16 protein-coding genes are annotated in these 17252 nt (G+C 68.2%); 7 read left to right on the forward strand and 9 right to left on the reverse strand.

The window, feature by feature from the left end; all coding sequences use genetic code 11:
* Positions 1-7: 7 nt before the first annotated feature.
* A complete protein-coding gene (locus tag AC069I_RS09455) occupies positions 8-1234 on the reverse strand; it encodes a DUF445 domain-containing protein (protein ID WP_478229289.1) in 1227 nt (408 codons plus the stop codon).
* A gap of 50 nt (positions 1235-1284) precedes the next feature.
* The gene (locus tag AC069I_RS09460; RefSeq protein WP_478229290.1) at positions 1285-2514 is read right to left on the reverse strand and encodes a DUF445 domain-containing protein; all 1230 of its coding nucleotides are present in this window, start codon (positions 2512-2514) and stop codon (positions 1285-1287) included.
* A gap of 122 nt (positions 2515-2636) precedes the next feature.
* Here AC069I_RS09460 and AC069I_RS09465 point away from each other — a divergent pair, with 122 nt between their 5' ends.
* Positions 2637-3608, forward strand: coding sequence for a coiled-coil domain-containing protein (locus AC069I_RS09465; RefSeq protein ID WP_478229291.1), 972 nt, complete (start codon positions 2637-2639; stop codon positions 3606-3608).
* A gap of 4 nt (positions 3609-3612) precedes the next feature.
* On the opposite strand, the gene AC069I_RS09470 is transcribed toward AC069I_RS09465, so the two are convergent.
* The 4 genes from AC069I_RS09470 to AC069I_RS09485 all read right to left on the reverse strand — a co-directional run bounded on the left by AC069I_RS09470 (position 3613) and on the right by AC069I_RS09485 (position 8324).
* On the reverse strand, positions 3613-5052 hold the full coding sequence (locus tag AC069I_RS09470) for an FGGY-family carbohydrate kinase (protein WP_478265128.1): 1440 nt from the start codon (positions 5050-5052) through the stop codon (positions 3613-3615).
* The gene (locus AC069I_RS09475) at positions 5049-6383 is read right to left on the reverse strand and encodes an MFS transporter (protein ID WP_478229293.1); all 1335 of its coding nucleotides are present in this window, start codon (positions 6381-6383) and stop codon (positions 5049-5051) included. Before AC069I_RS09475 ends, AC069I_RS09470 begins: the two co-directional genes overlap by 4 nt.
* 523 nt (positions 6384-6906) lie before the next feature.
* Entirely contained in the window at positions 6907-7701 is a 795-nt protein-coding gene (locus tag AC069I_RS09480; RefSeq protein ID WP_340686328.1) for a DeoR/GlpR family DNA-binding transcription regulator, read from the reverse strand.
* A 5-nt stretch (positions 7702-7706) separates the two neighbouring features.
* Positions 7707-8324: a histidine phosphatase family protein gene (locus AC069I_RS09485; RefSeq protein ID WP_478265129.1), complete on the reverse strand. Its 618-nt coding sequence runs from the start codon at positions 8322-8324 to the stop codon at positions 7707-7709.
* Between the two features lie 77 nt (positions 8325-8401).
* On the opposite strand from AC069I_RS09485, the gene AC069I_RS09490 reads away from it, so the two are divergent.
* From AC069I_RS09490 to AC069I_RS09515, 6 genes are all read left to right on the forward strand, one after another.
* Positions 8402-9088 (forward strand): HAD family hydrolase, encoded by a 687-nt coding sequence (locus tag AC069I_RS09490; RefSeq protein WP_478229295.1) that lies wholly within the window; start codon positions 8402-8404, stop codon positions 9086-9088.
* Positions 9085-10770 carry a dihydroxyacetone kinase family protein gene (locus AC069I_RS09495; protein ID WP_478229296.1) on the forward strand — a complete coding sequence of 562 codons (1686 nt, stop codon included), beginning with the start codon at positions 9085-9087 and terminating at the stop codon, positions 10768-10770. Before AC069I_RS09490 ends, AC069I_RS09495 begins: the two co-directional genes overlap by 4 nt.
* Entirely contained in the window at positions 10771-11232 is a 462-nt protein-coding gene (locus AC069I_RS09500; RefSeq protein WP_340686332.1) for a ribose-5-phosphate isomerase, read from the forward strand.
* A gap of 206 nt (positions 11233-11438) precedes the next feature.
* Entirely contained in the window at positions 11439-12473 is a 1035-nt protein-coding gene (locus AC069I_RS09505; protein ID WP_478229297.1) for a 2-hydroxyacid dehydrogenase, read from the forward strand.
* Positions 12470-13918, forward strand: coding sequence for an FGGY family carbohydrate kinase (locus AC069I_RS09510; RefSeq protein WP_478229298.1), 1449 nt, complete (start codon positions 12470-12472; stop codon positions 13916-13918). Before AC069I_RS09505 ends, AC069I_RS09510 begins: the two co-directional genes overlap by 4 nt.
* A 2-nt stretch (positions 13919-13920) precedes the next feature.
* Complete coding sequence (locus tag AC069I_RS09515) at positions 13921-14571, forward strand: class II aldolase/adducin family protein (RefSeq protein WP_478229323.1); 651 nt, start codon at positions 13921-13923, stop codon at positions 14569-14571.
* A 106-nt stretch (positions 14572-14677) separates the two neighbouring features.
* Here AC069I_RS09515 and AC069I_RS09520 read toward each other — a convergent pair whose 3' ends face one another.
* From AC069I_RS09520 to AC069I_RS09530, 3 genes are all read right to left on the reverse strand, one after another.
* Positions 14678-15370, reverse strand: a complete 693-nt coding sequence (locus AC069I_RS09520) for an HD domain-containing protein (RefSeq protein WP_478234128.1) — start codon at positions 15368-15370, stop codon at positions 14678-14680.
* 66 nt (positions 15371-15436) lie between these two features.
* Positions 15437-16075 carry a hypothetical protein gene (locus AC069I_RS09525; protein ID WP_478229300.1) on the reverse strand — a complete coding sequence of 213 codons (639 nt, stop codon included), beginning with the start codon at positions 16073-16075 and terminating at the stop codon, positions 15437-15439.
* 40 nt (positions 16076-16115) lie between these two features.
* Positions 16116-17162 carry a hypothetical protein gene (locus AC069I_RS09530; protein ID WP_478265174.1) on the reverse strand — a complete coding sequence of 349 codons (1047 nt, stop codon included), beginning with the start codon at positions 17160-17162 and terminating at the stop codon, positions 16116-16118.
* Positions 17163-17252: the final 90 nt, after the last annotated feature.

Consider the following 17252-nt stretch of genomic DNA (forward strand, 5'->3'; position numbering starts at 1 on the left):
TTGGGCCTCAGTGAAGCAGCAGAAGCACCTGAAGTTCACCGACAAGGCCGCCGATCACCGCGCCGACGGCGATCAGCTTCCACTCGTCCTGCCGGAACGCCGGGCGCAGCAGCTGCTCGAATTCGAGCGGGTTCAGCCGCCGCATTCTGTCCACAATGGTGTTCCGGACGTCGAGTGCGTTGACCGCGTAGCTCTCGGCGTGGCGGATCGTCTCCGGGATCCGTGCCGCCGCCTTCGCCGCCGCCGTCTGCTTCATCTCCTGGAACCGCCTGCTCCCGACGGCCAGCGCGACGAACGGCTTCACGACGCTCGCCTGCGCGTCGATCGTCCGCCGCACCTCGCGCGTGATCATCGTGAACAGCTTGTCCGACTTCGGCCCGCTCAACACGGCTTCGAGCAGGTTGGGGATGGTGATGATCTCGCGCGCGATCATGTCGCCGTAGTCGGCGGAGACCTGGTCCTTGCGTTTCTGGAACACGCCTTGCCAGGTGTAGAAGCCGAAGAACCGCTTCGGCTCCCGCGGCAGGAAGATCATCTTCAGGGCGATCCAGTCGGTGAACCAGCCGATGCCGATACCGAACAGCGGCAGCACGATCGGCGACTTCGTCAGCGCCCACACCAGCAGCTGCACGCAGCCGAGCGAGAACCCGAACACGATCCCCGACCGCGCGATGAACCGCATCTCCGGCCGCGAGATGTCGCGGATCAGCCGGTTCAGCAAGGCCTTGTCGCGCACCAGGTTCGTCACGACCATGTGCTTGAGGTCGAGCACGTCCTCGATATTCTCCGCGATCTCGCCCATGATTTTCGTGATCGCGCGCGGCGCCTCGGCCTGCACCCGTTTGAGCAGCAACTGCTGGGCGGTGTTCGGGAGTACTTCCCAGAGTCTGGGCTGGTACTGCTCCATCACCTCGCGCGTGACGTCCTCGACGATCCGCAGAAGCGGCTGCTCGATCTCCTTGGCCACCTGGGCCGGGTCGAGCCTGGCGAAGATCTCCTTCGGGTCGACGAGGTTGGTCGTCAGCATCTCGGTGGCGGTCGCGGCCATCCGCTCGGCGTTGGCCGGCAGCACTCCCTGCCAGCCGAGGAACGGCTTCACACCGACGAATTCCACCGGTTTGAACATCATCTCGATGGCGACGCGTTTGGTGACGTAGCCGATCAGCGCGGCGATGAACGGCATGCTGACATACACCGGCCAGTGCTCGCCGAGATCGGCGATGACGGCGTCCACTTTCCTGCCCCTCCCGCGTCGCGCTTGAGGGGCAACCTAGCCGCCTGTCCTCAGTGGAGGAGTAGCAGGACCTGAAGTTCACCCACGAGCCCGCCGATCACCGCGCCGACCGCGATCAGCTTCCATTCGTCCTGCTGGAAGGCGGGTCGCAGGATCCCCTCGAACTCGAGCGGGGTCAGTTGCTGCATCTTCGTGACGATGGTGTTGCGGACGTCGAGCGCGTCAGTGGCGTAGCTCTCCACGTGTTTCACCGTTTCGGGGAGATACGCGATCGCCTTCTCCGCCGCGGCCTTCTTCATCTCCTGGTACTGGACCCCGCCGACGGTCAGCGCCACCAAGGGCTTCGCGATGCTCGCCTGCGCGTCGATGGTGCGCTGCACCTCGCGGGTGATCATCGTGAACAGCTTGTCCGACTTGGGTCCGGTGAGCACGGCCTCCATCACGTTCCGCACGGTGAGCACCTCGTCCGCGATCAGCGCGCCGTAGTCCTTGGCGACCGCCTGGCGGCGTTTCTGGAACATGCCCTGCCAGCTGAAGAACAGGAACCGGCGCGGCTCGCGCGGGTAGAAGATCATTTTCAGCGCCAGCCAGTCCGTGACGAAGCCGGTGACGAAACCGAAGATCGGCATGATCAACGGCTGCTTCGTCAGCGCCCACGCGACGAACTGGATCAGGCCGATGACGAAGCCGAACCAGATACCGGACCGGGCGATGAAGCGGAGCTCCGGGGTCGCGACCTCCTTGATCAGGCGGCAGGTCAGCGATTTGTCGCGGACCATCGCGTTGATCAGCATCTCGTTGACGTCGAGGACCTCGTCGATGTTCGTCGACACCTCGCGCATCAGCTTCGCGACGACCTTCGGCGCCTGCGCCCGGACCTGGTCGACCAGCATGCGCTGCGCCCGGGTCGGCAGCAGTTCCCACAGTCTGGGCTGGTACTGCTCCATGACCTCGCGGGTGACGTCCTCGACGGCCTTGAGGAGCGGCTCCTCGAGTTCCTTGACCACCTCCTCGGGATCGAGCCGGGAGAAGATCTCCTGCGGATCGACGAGGTTCTTGGTCAGCAGGTCGACGGCGGTGGTCGCCATCCGGCGCGAGTTGGCCGGGATGACCCCCTGCCAGCCGAGGAAGGGTTTGATCCCGACGAACTCCAGCGGCCGGAACATCATCTCGATGGCGACGCGTTTCGTGATGTACCCGATGAGCGCGGCGATGAAGGGCATCGTGGCGTAGACGTGCCAATGCTCGCGGATGTCTTCGAGGATCGCCGAGATGTCCAACCGGGCCTCCCTGCTTACGAGCTGTCAACAAAGCAGGATGCCATGTGATCGCCCTGCCGCACGCCGAGTGCAGCCGTTTGGCGGTACTGCCCCACGGGTCCCCGCTCATTAAGGTGGCCGCCATGGTCGCTCCTGAGAAGACGGCGCCTCAGGCGCCCTCAGCGAAATCGCCCCAGTTCGCGGGCGCTGTCCGCGGTTACGACAAGCGCCAGGTCGACGAGCGTCTCGCCGAGCTGGCCGCCGAAATCAAGCAGGCCTCACGCAGCCGCGACGAGGCCGTGGCGACCGCCGGTGAACTCACCAAGGCGCTCGGTCACGCCCAGAAGGAACTGGACGAGACCAAGGCCGCGCTCATGCGGATGAGCTCGAGCCCGTCCGGCGCCGGCGCGATGGCCGAACGCGTCCGCATGATGATGCAGCTCGCCGAGGAGGAGATCACCGACCTCAAGGCCGCCGCCGAAGCCGACGCCAAGTCGACACGGGCCGAAGCGGACAGGTACGCCCACGAAACGCAGCGCGCGAGTGACAAGGCGGCCAAGGACGCGCAGGCGGAGCGGGAGAAACTGCTCGCGGACGCCAAGGCCGAGATCGAGCGGCTGAACTCCGAGGCGGCACAGAAGCGCAAGGAGCTGGACCTGGAGAGCGTCCGGGCCCGTGCCGCGGCGGACAAGAAGGCCGAGGAGGCATCGGCCGCTCGTCGCGCGGAGGCGGAGAAGGCGTCCGCGGACAAGATCGCGGAAGCCGACCGGGTGTCCGCGGCCAAGCGTGCCGAAGCCGAACGGATCTCGGCGGAGAAGATCGCCAAGGCGGAGAAGTCTTCGGCGGAGGACATCGCCGCGAAGCAGGAGCAGGTCGCGGAGGCCCTCGCCGACGCGAAGACCCAGCAGACCGAAGCTCAGCAGGCTCGGAAGCTCTCGCTGGAACTCCGGTCGAAGGTCGCCGAGCGGCTTTCCGCCACGGACGCCGCCGTCCAGGAGGCCATCCGGCTGCTGGCTCCCGCCCCGGACGCCGCCGAGGCGCCCAAACCGGAAGCGGCCAATCCGGCTACGCCGAAGCCGGCTCCTACCAAGACCAACGGCCCACGCCCTTCCTGATTTCTCACCGCTGGGCGACGGCGAACAGCTCGTCGTCGATCCAGCCCCTGGTGTGCAGCTCGGTGCAGAACCGCCGGTAGGACTCGGCGAGCGCGGCGCTTTCGCGCTCGTCGGGTTCGACCAGCGTTCCCTTGCCGAGCCCTGCGGACGCCTCCGTGAGCCCGCCCGGCAGGACACCCGCCGCGGCGAGCAGTGCGGCGCCGTATCCCGTTTCGGCCCGTGGGGACACCCGCAGGCCGAGCCCGGTGACGGTCGCCCGGATCCGCGTCCACAAAGGACTCTTGCTGCCGCCGCCCGCCGCCAGCAGCGGATCGGTGATCGTGACGCCGAGGCGGCGGAGGTGATCCAACGCCAGCCGCTCGAGGAAGGCGACTCCCTCCAGCCTGGCCCGGTGCAGCTCGACCTCGTCGGCTTCGCCGGACACGAAGCCCTCGGCGTCCGCGCTGGCGAACGGAAAGCGTTCGCCTTTGCGCCGCAACGGATACGCGACGATCTCGGCCGGGCCCAGCGCGGCCGCCGCCGCGTCGAGTTCGGGAAGACACTCCTGTCCGGCGACGGCCTCGCCGCCGGTGTTCGACGCGCCGCCCGGGAGCCACCAGCCATCCGGATGACGGTGGCTGTACATCGCCCCCGTCGGATCCGGGACCAGTTCTTCGGTGACTCCCTTGAGTACATAGGTCGTGCCGAGGATCCCGACGAAGCTCCCGGGGGTGACCGCCCCGGCCGCGAGCTGGCCCGCGCAGCCGTCGGTCATCCCGGCCACGACGAGGCAGCCTGCCGGGAGCCCGGCGACCGGACGGGCCACCTCGCCCAGCACGGTGGCCGGCGCGACCACCGAGGGAAGCAGGCTCGCCGGTACCCCCAAGGCATCGAACACCTCGCCCGGCCATTCGAGGGCGAGCGGGTCGTAGCCGCTCTTCAGCGCATGCGACCAGTCGGCCGCCACCGGCCCACCGGTGAGTTCCGCGGCGATCAGCTCGGGCGTGTGCCGGATCCCCGCGAAGCCGGGGACGTGCTCGGCCAGCCAGGCGACGCGGCCGAGCGCGGCCGTGGCGGACACGCCGAAACCGAGCCGCCGCCAGCGATCCGCGCCGAGTTCGGTGGCCTTGAGGTTGAGCTCCGCGCCACGCCTGTCGTCGTACATCAGCGCGGGCGTGACCGGCTCGCCCGAGGCATCGACCCCGACGATCGTCCCCGACGTCGCGGCGACGGCCACCGCGGCGACCTCGCCGCCCCTGCCCGGCAGCTCGCCGGTGACCTTCGCCAGCACCGTCTTCACCGCGGGCGACCAGGACCGGGCGTCCTGCTCGCTGCGCCCGCGGCCATCGCGGACCGGAGCGGGCAGCGGCGCGGCGGCCGAAGCGAGGACGGTGCCGCCGCGTACCGCGAGGGCGCGGACCCCCGCGGTGGCGACGTCGATGCCGATCGTGACGGGTTGGTTCACGTGGTGACGACCTTCTCTCCGGCTTCTTGCAGACTCTTGTCCTCTTCGATCGCCTTCGCCGTCTCATCGGGCAATTTCAGGTAGCGCACCATGACCGCCGCGACCAGATACAGCGCGGCGAAGACGATCACCACTCCGGCCGCTCCCAGCGGGCCGAGGAACACGCTGACGATCGCCGGCCCGGCGAACGCCGCCGCGCCCGCGCCCAGGTTCAGCAGTGCCATCGCACCGCCCTTGTTCTCCGGGGCGAGGGAGGGGAGCAGCGCCGAGATCGGCACGAACCCGGCGAGCGTGGCGCCGTACAGCGCGCCGACGAGCAGCGCGAGCCAGTAGTACTCGGCGCCCATGGCGATCGGGACGAAGTACAGCAACAGGATCGAGATCGCGCAGCCGATCGCGCCGAACCAGAAGATCGTGGTGCGCCAGCCGATCCGGTCGCTCAGCACACCGAAGATCAGGTTGAAGAAGATGTTCGTGCCGTAGATGACCGAGACCAGGAGGAGCCAGCGGCTCTCCCCGAAGCCGATTTCCTCGATGAAGATCGTCGGGAAGAACACCAGCATCCCGAACTCGGGTGCCGTGTTGATGACGCGGACGAGCATCCCGACGCCGACACGCGGCTTCTTCCACGCGATCGACACGCTGGACACCAGGCTCTGCACCGGTTTCACGTCCGGCGGCGCGAGCCGCGTGTACCCGGTCCGCTGGCGGACCCCGAAGATCGCCAGCACTCCGCCGGCCGCCAGCAGGGCCACCGACACCCAGAGCGTGCCGTACTGGCCCAGCACCGGGTTCGTGAAGCTCGCGACCAGCGCGCCCAGCGTCGGCAACCCGCCGGTGAACGCGAAGTAGAACCAGCCCACGGCCGCGCCGAGCCTGGCGACCGGCGCCACCGCGGTGATCCAGACCAGGAAACCGAACGCGAACATCGGATAGCCGAAACCGCGGAGACCGTAGAACACCAGCATCAACGGGTAGTTCTCGCCCGACACCGCGACCGCGAGGAACAGCACGTCGAACACCAGCCAGATGGCCAGGCCGATCATCATCACGCGCCGCGGCCCCCACAGGTCCGACAGCGCGCCCGACAACCACGACGCCAGCATCACGGCGACGCCGTACACGGTGATGACGTACGAGGCCTTGATCTCGGTGCCCGCGCCGTTGTCCGCCATGAACGGCGCGATGAAGCCCGATTCGACTCCGTCGCCGATCATGAACAGCAGCAGCCCGGCGTAGCCGAGGAACAGCGGGGCGGGCAGGCCCCAACGGTTCAGTACGCGGGCGAACCCGCTCCCGGATCGCGATAACGGCGGTGTTACCTGGTTCATGCACGCCTCCATGACGTCGTGTCCAGCGTATCATGGATCGTGTTAACTTAACTTTCAAGATGTTACATCGATGGGTTTTCGTGTTAGCCTCGCGCGCCTGGGCGGGCCTCGGCCGCGCGTGTGTCGTCCCGTCAATCACGCGAAACGGCCTGCTCGGGCGGTCGTGAGTGGCGAGAGGCGCCTTCGGCCCTGGTCGTGGGTCGGGTTGGTCGTGAGTGGCGTTTCGGGTTCTAACCCGAAACGCCACTCACGACCCCCTCGTGCAATCGACCTCCGGGCATCAGTCGGACATTGAGCCAGCGAAAAGTGTTCTTGGTGGACGCTCAGGGGCGCGGTCGGCTCCTGTCGGCCAGGGCAACCGAGCGCGTGACCTGCGGCAATCCTCACTGCTTACGATCAAGACCCCCATCCAAGATCAATGGGGTTCTAACCGCATTCCTCACTCGCGACCACCCGCCAGGCACGCCTCAGTGCTCGCCCCATCGGCCCGCGAACCGGCAGACCTGACGCCGGGCCGAAGCCTTCAGAGCTCCGCGATGTCCACTTCCACCTGGCTTCGCATCTCCTCGGCCAGGTGGTCTTCCACCCCGTCGTCGACGATCAGCACGTCGAAGTCGCTCAACGGTGCCAGCCGGTGCAGTGCCGCGCGTTCGGTCTTGCTGTGGTCCATCAGCAGCACCTTCGTCCGGGCGCTGGCCAGCATCGCGCGTTTCAGCATCACGATCTCCGGCTCCTGGTGGAACGTCATCCGCGTGTTCATCGCCGAGGTCGAAACGAAGGTCGCGTCGACGTTGATCCGCTCGATCGCCTCGAGGCTCTGCATGCCGAGGAACGAGTCGTGGGTCGCCGAGTAGTCGCCGCCGATGCAGATGAGCCGCAGGTCGGGGACGCCTTTGAGCAGTTCGATGGCGCCGAGGTAGTTCGTCGCGACGGTCAGCGGGGTGACCCGGTGCAGCATCTTCGCCAGCGCTAGGGCGCTCGTGGAGTCGTCGAGCAGGATCGACATCCCCGGTTCGACGCGGGCGAGCGCGTGCGCGGCGATGGCCATCTTCTCCTCCGAATGCACGTTCATCCGGTAGTCGGCGTTGCTTTCGAAGACCGTCGACGGCATGGCCGACACGCCGCCCCGGTACTTCCGGAGCAGGCCGCGCCGTGCCAGTTCGTCGACGTCGCGGTGCACCGTCATGGTGCTGACGCCGGTGAGTTCCACCAGTTCGGCGATGCTCGCGGAGCCGGTCGTGAAGACGTGTTCGGTGATCAGCTGCTGACGCGTGTTACGAGAGTGTGCGCTCGCACCGGCCGTCTTCTCATCGCTCATACCGTTCAGTATCGCGTGTGCGCCGGCTGGTTGAGGCGCAGCAGGCCGGTGCGCGTGCCGTCGATCGCGATCTCGGTGACGGCCGCGTTGTCCAGCCGCGGGAACACCGTGCGGTAGGTCTCGAGCGGGATGCCGAGCAGTGCGCACAGGGTCAGCCTGATCAGCGTGTTGTGCGCGACGACCAGCATCGTCTCGCCCGGTACCTCGGCGGCGATCGCGCGCAAGGCCCCGGCTCCGCGGGCGGCCGCTTCCTCCGGAGGCTCCGAACCGGGGAAGGCGCCGGTCACGGGATCGGCGAGAAACCGCGCGACCGCCTCGGGATCCGACGCCGCCAGCTCGTCCCTGGTGCGCCCTTCCATCAGTCCGAAGTGGACTTCACGCAGTCCGTCGATCACTCGCAAGGGCAGGCCCAGCGCCTCGGCCGAAGGCGCCGCCGTGCGACGAGCCCGGCTCTGCGGCGAGCAGTACACCGCCGACGGCTCGACCGCCGCGGCGAAGCCGGCGAGCTCGTCCGCCTGGCGCAGTCCTTCCCCGGTCAGCGCGACGTCGCTGCTGCCCGCGTACCGGTTCTCGGCGTGCCATTCGGTCTGGCCGTGCCGTGCCAATAACAACCGTGCGACCACAGGATCCCTCCTCGGGGCTTGTCCAGATCACATCCTCGATGTTAATTTAACAGCATCGATGTGAAAGGAGATGCCGGATGGCACTCGCCGCGGTGGTGTTCGACCTGGACGGTGTCCTCGTCGACAGTGAACACCTTTGGGAGGAGAACTGGGTGGCGTACGCCGCCCGGCACCGCACCGAATGGACGGCTGAGGACACCGCGTCCGTGCAGGGGATGAGCGCGCCCGAATGGGCCGCGTACCTCGCGAAGCGGTCCGGCACCCCGGAAAGCGCGGCCGAGGTCGAGCGTGCCGTGGTGGACGGCATGATCGCCGCGATCGAGGCGGGAGAGGCGCCCTTGCTGCCGGGCGCCGGTGAGATGGTTCGCGAGGTGAGCGCGAAGGTGCCGGTCGCGCTGGCGTCGTCGGCCGCCCGCCGGGTGATCGACGCGGTACTCGACAAGCACGGGCTCACCGGTGAGTTCTCCGCGACCGTTTCCAGCGCCGAGGTCGCCAGGGGCAAGCCGAGTCCGGACGTCTACCTCGAAGCCGCGGCCAGGCTGGGCCGGTCCGGCGAGGAGTGCCTGGGCGTCGAAGACTCCGGCAACGGCATCCGTGCCGCCGCGGCGGCCGGGCTCACCGTGATCGCGCTGCCGAACCCGGTGTACCCGCCGAAGCCGGACGCGCTGGAGCTGGCCGCCGAGGTCGCGGAGAACAACGACGACGTGCGGCGCAAGCTGCTCGCGTACCTGTCCGGCGAACTCGCGGAAGCGAGCGGGCGATGACGGTCCTGGGTACCGCGGAGACGTTCAAACGCGACTGGCTGGACGGGTTCGTCACCGCCTACGGGCGTTCGGTGCGCAAGGTGCCCGATGCGTACGGCGTGCTGCGCCGGGAGGATTCCGCGCCCAAGGTCGCGGTGGTGATCGGCGGCGGCTGCGGGCACTACCCCGCGTTCGCCGGGCTGGTCGGTCCCGGGCTCGCCGACGGCGCCGTGGTGGGTGACGTGTTCACCAGCCCGAGCGCCGAACAGGTCTATCGCACGGCGCGGGCGGCGGAGAGCGGCGCCGGCGTGCTCTTCGGTTACGGCAACTACCAGGGCGACGTGCTGCATTTCGGGCTCGCCGCTCGGAGGCTGGCCGCCGAGGGCGTCGAAAGCCGGACGATCCTGGTCACCGACGACATCGCCAGCGGTCCCGCCGACGCGCCCGAAAGGCGTCGCGGCGTCGCGGGCGACTTCCTGGTCTTCAAGATCGCGGGTGCCGCCGCCGAACGCGGTGACGATCTGGCCGCCGTGCACGCGGTGGCGGAGAAGGCGAACGCGAACACCCGTACCTTCGGCGTCGCGTTCGGCGGGTGCACCCTGCCCGGCGCTTCCGCGCCCCTGTTCACCGTCGGCGAGAGTGAGATGGAGCTGGGGCTCGGCATCCACGGTGAGCCCGGTGTGCGCACGGTCGGCAGGCTGAGCGCACGGGAGCTGGCCGACCAACTGGTCGACGGCCTCCTCCCGGAGCTGCCCGCCGGTGACGGCCGGGTGGTGGTCCTGCTGAACGGGCTGGGGCGCACCAAGTACGAGGAGATGTTCGCGACCTACACCCGCGTGCACGAACGGCTCGCCGCGGCGGGGCTCAGCCCACTGCACACCGAGGTCGGTGAATTCGTCACGTCGCTCGACATGGCGGGTGTCTCGCTGTCGATCTTAGTGCTCGACGACGAACTCGCCGAGCTCTACGCGGCTCCTTGCGACACCCCTGGCTACCGGAGCACCGGTGCCGCGCTGGCACAGGTTCCGCTGGAATCCACAGTGGACTCGCTGCTGGCCGAGACCGCACCGGGGCAGGGCATCGTGGACCGCGCGTTGACGGCGGCCCTGCACGACATCGAGGCCAACGAGGCCGAACTCGGCAGGTTGGACGCGGTCGCGGCGGACGGCGACCACGGTCTCGGCATGACCAGGGGGATGCGGGCCGCGGTGGCCGCCGCGCGGCGGGACGAAGACTCGCTGTCCACCGCGCTCCTGGCCGCCGGGACGGCGTTCGCCGACGCGGCGGGCGGTGCGTCCGGTGCGCTGTACGGGGTCCTGCTCGCCGAGACCGGTGCGGGACTGCGCGGTCTGGCGGGCGACGAGGTCACCACGGAAGCTCTCGCGAGCGCAGTGGACGGCGCCGTGAAGGCGTTCGTCGAACTGGGCAAGGCCGAGCCCGGTGAAAAGACCATGCTCGACGCCATCGAGCCGTTCAGGCTGGCGTTGCGCGAACAGGCCGAGGCGGGCGCCGACGTCCCGCAGGCCTGGCAGAAGGCGGCCCAGGTCGCGGTGAGCGCGGCCGAGGCCACGGCGGACCTGCTGCCCGCCAAGGGACGGGCGGCCCGGTTGGCGAAGCGGAGCAAAGGGCACCCCGATCCCGGGGCCACTTCGTTCGCGTTGCTCGTCACCGCGGTCGGCCAGGCTCTGGGAAAGGAAGACTGAATGCGGATCGTGGTGGCGGCGGACAACGCCGGGGTCGCTCTCAAAGACCAGCTGCGTGACCTGCTCCTCGCCGATGACCGGGTGGACGAGGTCACCGACCTCGGCGTGGCAGATGGCTCCGACGACAAGGCGTACCCGCTGCTCGGCCTCGCGGCGGCGGAGACGATCGCCCGGGGCGAGGCGGATCGCGGTGTGCTGGTCTGCGGGACCGGGATCGGCATGGCCATTTCGGCGAACAAGGTGCCCGGGGTCCGGGCCACGGTCGCGCACGACTCGTACTCCGCCGAGCGTTCGGTCAAGTCGAACGACTGCCAGGTGATCACCTTCGGCGCCCGGGCGATCGGTCCGGAGCTGGCGAAGAAGATCGTCGCCGAATGGGTCGGCTACCGCTTCGACCCGGCCTCGGCCAGCGCGAGCAAGGTCGCGCACATCACCGAATACGAGCAAGCGCTGAGTACCTGATGGTGAACCCGCGACCGCGATCGACGTCGGCAGGGCGCTGCCCTCGCAGGGCACGTCACGTCCGGCGGACAGGGCGCCCTGCCACCGCGATAGCGGGGCCTTCGGCCAGGGCGGCTTTACTCGTACGGTCACTTTTCCGGATACATCTCAGCTCCGCCAACAATCATTGAGACTGCCCGATGCGGGCACGGAGAGAGGACGCAGAGTTGCGGATACTCGCTGCGGGAGACCATTTCGTCGGCACCGGCCTGCTGGCCGACGCCGTCCGTGCCGAGATCGGCGCCGGGCACGAGTTCTCGGAACTGACCCTGCCCTGGCCGGTGGAGCCGTTCGGCCCGGTCGCGAACGTGCACGAGGCGAGCGGCACCGAGGAGCAGGTGATCGAGGCGCTGGCGGGAGCCGAGGTCGCGGTGACCCAGATGGCGCCCTTCACCAAGCAGGTGTTCGCCGCCGCGCCGGGGCTCAAACTCGTGTCGGTGTGCCGGGGAGGCCCGGTCAACGTGGACCTCGCGGCGGCCACCGAAGCGGGTGTCGCGGTGACGTACGCGCCCGGCCGGAACGCCGGTGCCGCCGCCGAATTCGCGGTGGGGATGATCCTGGCCGCGATGCGCAGGATCTCGACGTCCTCGGCCGAACTGCTGGGGGGCACCTGGCGCGGTGACTACTACGCCTACGACCAGGCCGGTCTCGAACTCGACGGGACCACCGTCGGCCTGGTCGGGTACGGCGCGATCGGCGCGCGGGTGGCCAAGGTGCTCGTGGCGTTCGGCGCGAAGGTGCTGGTCGCCGACCCGTTCGCGGACCCCGCCAAGATCGCCGCCGACGGCGCGGAACTCGTCGAGCTGGAAGCTCTGCTGCGCCGCAGTTTCGTGGTGAGCCTGCACGCCCGGCTCACCGAGGAGACCCGGCATCTGATCGACGCCGCCAAACTCGCCTTGCTGCCGGAGGGCGCCGTACTGGTCAACACCGCGCGCGGTGGCCTGCTGGACTACGCCCCGCTGCCGGAAGCCCTGCGTTCGGGACGGCTCGGCGCACTCGCGCTCGACGTGTACGACGTCGAGCCTCCGCCCGCGGACTGGGCACTGCGGGACGCGCCGAACGTGATCGCGACCCCGCACCTCGCCGGAGCAAGCAGGCAGACGGCGGAGCGGGCGGCGAGTATCGTCGCCGCCGAGGTCGGCCGGTACGTCCGCGGGGAGGCGCTCGCGAATCTGGCGAACCCCGAGGTCCTGCGGCCATGATCATCGGCGTCGACATCGGCACGTCACTGACGAAGGCGGTCGTCTTCGACAAGGCCGGGATGTCCGTGGCGAGCGCGTGCACCACGTCCGAGGTGCACCACTTGCCGGGCGGGCTGGTCGAACAAGACCTCGACCAGGTGCTCGGCACCGTGGCGACGGTGGTCCGCAAGGTCGCCGCCGGGCTCGACGGTCCGGTCACCGCGCTGGCCCTCACCGGACAGGGCGACGGACTGTGGCTGCGTGACGAGTCCGGCGAGGCAGTGCGCCCGGCGATCTCCTGGCTCGACGGACGGGCGAACTCGCTGCTCGCCGAATGGCAGGCCGACGGAGTGACCAGGGAAGTGTTCCGCCGCACCGCGTCGGGAATGTTCCCGGGCTGCGCCGCGGCGATCATGTCCTTTTTGGACACTCATGAGCCGGAGTCGCTGGACAGGGCGGCGGTGGCGGGCTACTGCGTCGACGCGGTGCTCCAGCGCTTGACCGGCGAGATCACCGTCGACGCCTCGGATGCTTCGCTGCCCTTCCTCGATCCGGCGACCCGGCGCTACGACGAAGGTGCCATCGCGGCCGTCGGACTCTCCCACCGCCGGAGCCTGTTCGTGGAGCCCGCGGCGCCGAAGACCGTTTTCCGGCTGGACGAGCGCGGAGCCGGGCTGCTCTGTCTTCCCGTCGGGCTGCCGGTCACCGCGGGGCCGTTCGACCTGCCCGCGAGCGCCATCGGCGCCGGTGTACGACGGCCGGGCGACGGCATCCTCACGGCGGGCACCACACTCGCGTGCCAGGTCCTGACGGACTCGGCGGAGTTCGATCCGGAGGGCGAGCCGGCGGGCATGTTCCTTTGCACGCCGGAAGAGGGAGAGTTCCTCCGGGCGATGCCCGCGATGGTCGGCACCGCGGGCATCGACTGGGTGTGCCGTCTGTTCGGCATCGCGGTCGAGGAGATCGGCCCGCTGCTCGACGCGAGCAGGCCGGGCGCGGGTGGTGTTCGCGCGCTGCCGTTCCTCTCCGCGTCGGGTGAGCGAGCGCCGTTCGTCGACGCTTCGGCGAGGGCGCAGTTCTCCGGCCTGAGCCTGGAGAGCGAACGCGGCGACATCGTCCGGGCGCTGTGCGAGTCGATCGCTTACGCCGCAAGGCATTGCTTCGACGCCGCCGGGCTCACCGGCACGTTGTACGCCTGCGGCGGCGGGGTTCGCTCGCTCGAGTGGACCCGCATCTTCGCCGACGTTCTCGGGCGGCCCATCGTGATCCCCGGCGATCCGGGGGTCGGCGCGCGGGGAGCGGTGATCGTCGCGGCGGACGCCCTCGGCGAGCCGGTCGACAGGGAGTTGTGGGCGGAAAGCGCACGCGTCGTCGAGGTCAGGCCCGAGAACGTAGAGTTCTACGAGCAGGGCTACGCCGACTATCAGGCCTCACTGGCCGCGGCCCGCGGACTATGGAGGTTGTGACGGTGATCCTGGCCAAAGAACGCTTGGCGGTCTGCGAATTCGCCCGCCGGATGACCACCGACGGACTCGTGGTCGGCACCTCCGGGAATGTCTCCGCGAGGCAGGGCGACCTGATCGCGGTGACCCCGACAGGAGTCGACTACGCCGGGCTGCGGCCGGAGGACGTACCGGTCGTCGGCCTGGACGGTGAGGTCGTCGACGGCTCGCTCAAACCGACCAGCGAGCTCCCGATGCACCTCACCGTGTACCGGCAGGCGGTGGATCCGGACGGCAAACCGGTCTCCGCCGTGGTGCACACGCATTCCGTGCACGCCACGGCGGTCTCCACCCTCGTCACCGAGGTGCCGCCGATCCACTACATGCTCGCCGCGATCGGCCCCACAGCCCGTGTCGCGGCCTACGCGACGTACGGCACCGAGGAGCTCGCCAAAGTGATGCTGGAGGCGCTGGAAGGACGCCGTGGCTGCCTGCTGGCGAACCACGGCACCATCACCTTCGGCGACAGCCTCGGCTCCGCCTACAGCCGGGCGCAGCAGCTGGAGTGGGTCTGCCAGGTGTGGCTGACGGCCCGGGCGGCGGGAACACCGAACCTGCTCCCGCCCGCCGAGATCGAGCACGTCGTGGAGAAACTCCGCGGCTACGGCCAGCGTTGACGTCACGCGTGTTCCGTCTCCAAGCACGCGTGTCGCGCCTCTGAACACGCGAAAACCGCTGTACGCCACCGAATGACGAGCCGATGGCAATCGTGATCGCACGACGCTAGGAAGCAGCGGGCTCGGCCTCGAAGTCCGTGGCGTCCACGGCGTGTACCGCGTCGAGGAGTTCGACGACCGTCGGATCGTCGACGGCTTCCTTGATGCACTGCCACAACTGAAGATTCGCCAACGCCCAGCGGGAGTAGTTCTCCGCCGCTTTGGGGTTGTAGAAGTAGTAGCCACTGTCGTGGACATCGCGTTGCTCGCCGACGATCTTGTCCGCCAGTTCGCGGAGGCTCAACCCGTTCTCCCGCAGATAGCGGTGGGCGAGTACGACGGGCGTCACCGGCAGCGCCTTGAACAGCGTGTCGGCGTCGCTCAACGCTTGAGCCTCGAGCGAGATGTGCCGGCCTCTGGTGGCCATTTCGGCTTCGTCGATGATCTCGTCGATCCACCGGGCCACGGTCTCCTCGACACCGCATTCCCGCAGGATGCCCAGCCGGAGGTCTCGTCCGGCGGCCGCGGGGGAGTTCCGGTGCACGATGTAGTTCACATCGTGCACCAGCGCCGCCACCTCGACGACGGATCGGTCCGCACCGTTGTGATCGGCGAACCCCGCGGCCTTGGCCCGGACGAAACTCACGTGGTGCCAGCCGTGGAACTGCAGTCTGTCCGCATAACGCCAGCACAGTCGCCGGACATGGTGTTCGACGGCTTCGATGGTCTGGGAAGGAATCGTGCTCTTTCGCGCGCGCATACACCTCTCCGATCCCGTTTACAGACGGGTGGAGCAAGGGTATGCGTCTTCGACGGCGGTGTGTAGTCAGATGCGGCCCGCCAGGTCCCCCAATCGGACCTCGACCGGAACGTGACGATGTCCGATTCCAGTCTTCGGGTCATAGGAAAGACTGAACTCGCTCACGGGACGTGATTTCACCAGAAACGTCATGGTCCCTTCGGTGGCCTCGGGAATCCGATGGAACTCGTCCGCGTACATGACGCCCGCGGATCCCGTCTGACACAGCGTGCTACGTCGTAACCGAACCGATGTGATCAATCCGGAAAGTTGATCTCGCAGGGTCGAATAGCGCTCGTGGACATAGTTGCCACGGAGGATCGTGGTGCAGAAGTGATATCTGTGGTTGTGCACGGAATCGGCGTACCCCTCGCGCCAATCCGACGGCGACTTGTACTCGTGCAGCCAGATCGAAAAGGGATCCGTCGGGCAATCGAGCAGGCACCAGGCGAAATGGGTGGTGGTCTCCCGGGACCGCTCGAGTACCGTGCTCGCCTCGTCCGGGCTCAGGGAATCCAAATGCCGCCGGAGGTCGTCGCGCAACTCTGGTCTCGACGTCCAGTCGCGGAAGATTCTGTCGACGATCTGCCAGTGCTGTGTCAGCGGCAGGTCCGTGGTCCGGAGCAGCGCGGAGAACTGGGTGAGGGGGGACAAGCGAGTGAGCAACTTCAGCTCCTCAAATCTAGTGCCGTGCGACGCCGAGAGGTCAGTGGTTCAACTCGGCGAGTGTGGTGAACTCCTTCCGGAAGGTGTGGAATTTCCCTTCCAGCTCGAGGAAGTTCTCTTCGGACAGGGGAGAGCCGGTGATCTTTTCGTACAGGGCCAGGAAATTCGCCCTCGTCGTCGTGGTCGAGATGCGGAAGTGCCGTCCGGAGCGGGACTGGGACACGCGCAGGAACTCGGAGCGTTCCTTGTTGTACAGGAACGAGCCTTCGCTGAACCGCAGCGTGCGCGGATACAACGTGGTCGCGCCGCGGATGTCGCTGTACAAGGTCACCCAAACGCTCTCGTCGAACACTTCGAGGCGGTCCAGTGGCGGATCGGCGACGACGGTGATGTCCACCAGCGAGCACCGGCTGCGCGCCAGGAACAGCCCGACGAGGCCGATGCTGATCTCGTCGTTGAGCCGCTTCCGGATCGTCTCGTAGTCCATTCCCGCTTCTTCGCTGCGCAGGAGATAGCGCGCCCTGCCGCCGATCGCGCCCTCGTCGCGTGGGTCGGCGATGACCACGCGAAGTTCCCTTTCGGTGCGGGACAACAGCAATCGGGCCGCGGCGTGCCTACCGGAGAACCCGCGGAAGAAGTAGTGCCTGGTCACGTCGAGGTCTTCGGTCATGACCCGGTTGAACAACGGATCCGGATCGGTGGTCGCCTCGAAGACGTGGGTGGGGAAGAATTCCTTGTTGAGCGAACGGTATTCGGCGCTGAGCGCTTCCAGCGCCCGGCGGCTTTCCTCGATCACCGGGGTCACCATCGCGCGCTGTGACGCGGTGGCGGTGATCAGGGTCTGGCCGAAGCCGACCACCGCGGAGATCAGGGTGCCGGTGCCCAGTGAGGTGAGCAGCGTCTTTCCGGCGCCGGGATCCATCATGCTGGAGATCCACAGGCTGAGGCCCGCGACGACGACCAGTACGGTGAGCAGCAGACTCGTCCTGGTCCAGAAGATCTCTTGCAACGGGGTACGGCGGAGCCGATCGGCTTCCGCGGGCACGAAGGTCACCTCCTTGATCGGCACTCGAACGGACGAACGCAGTGCGTATCGGTTTGAGTGCGGGGAGTTACTCTACGCGCATCGTGACCAGGCCGAAATAAGAAATTCGGGGGAAAGCACCCGACAACGAAG

It is taken from the genome of Amycolatopsis sp. NPDC043885, assembly GCF_056435685.1.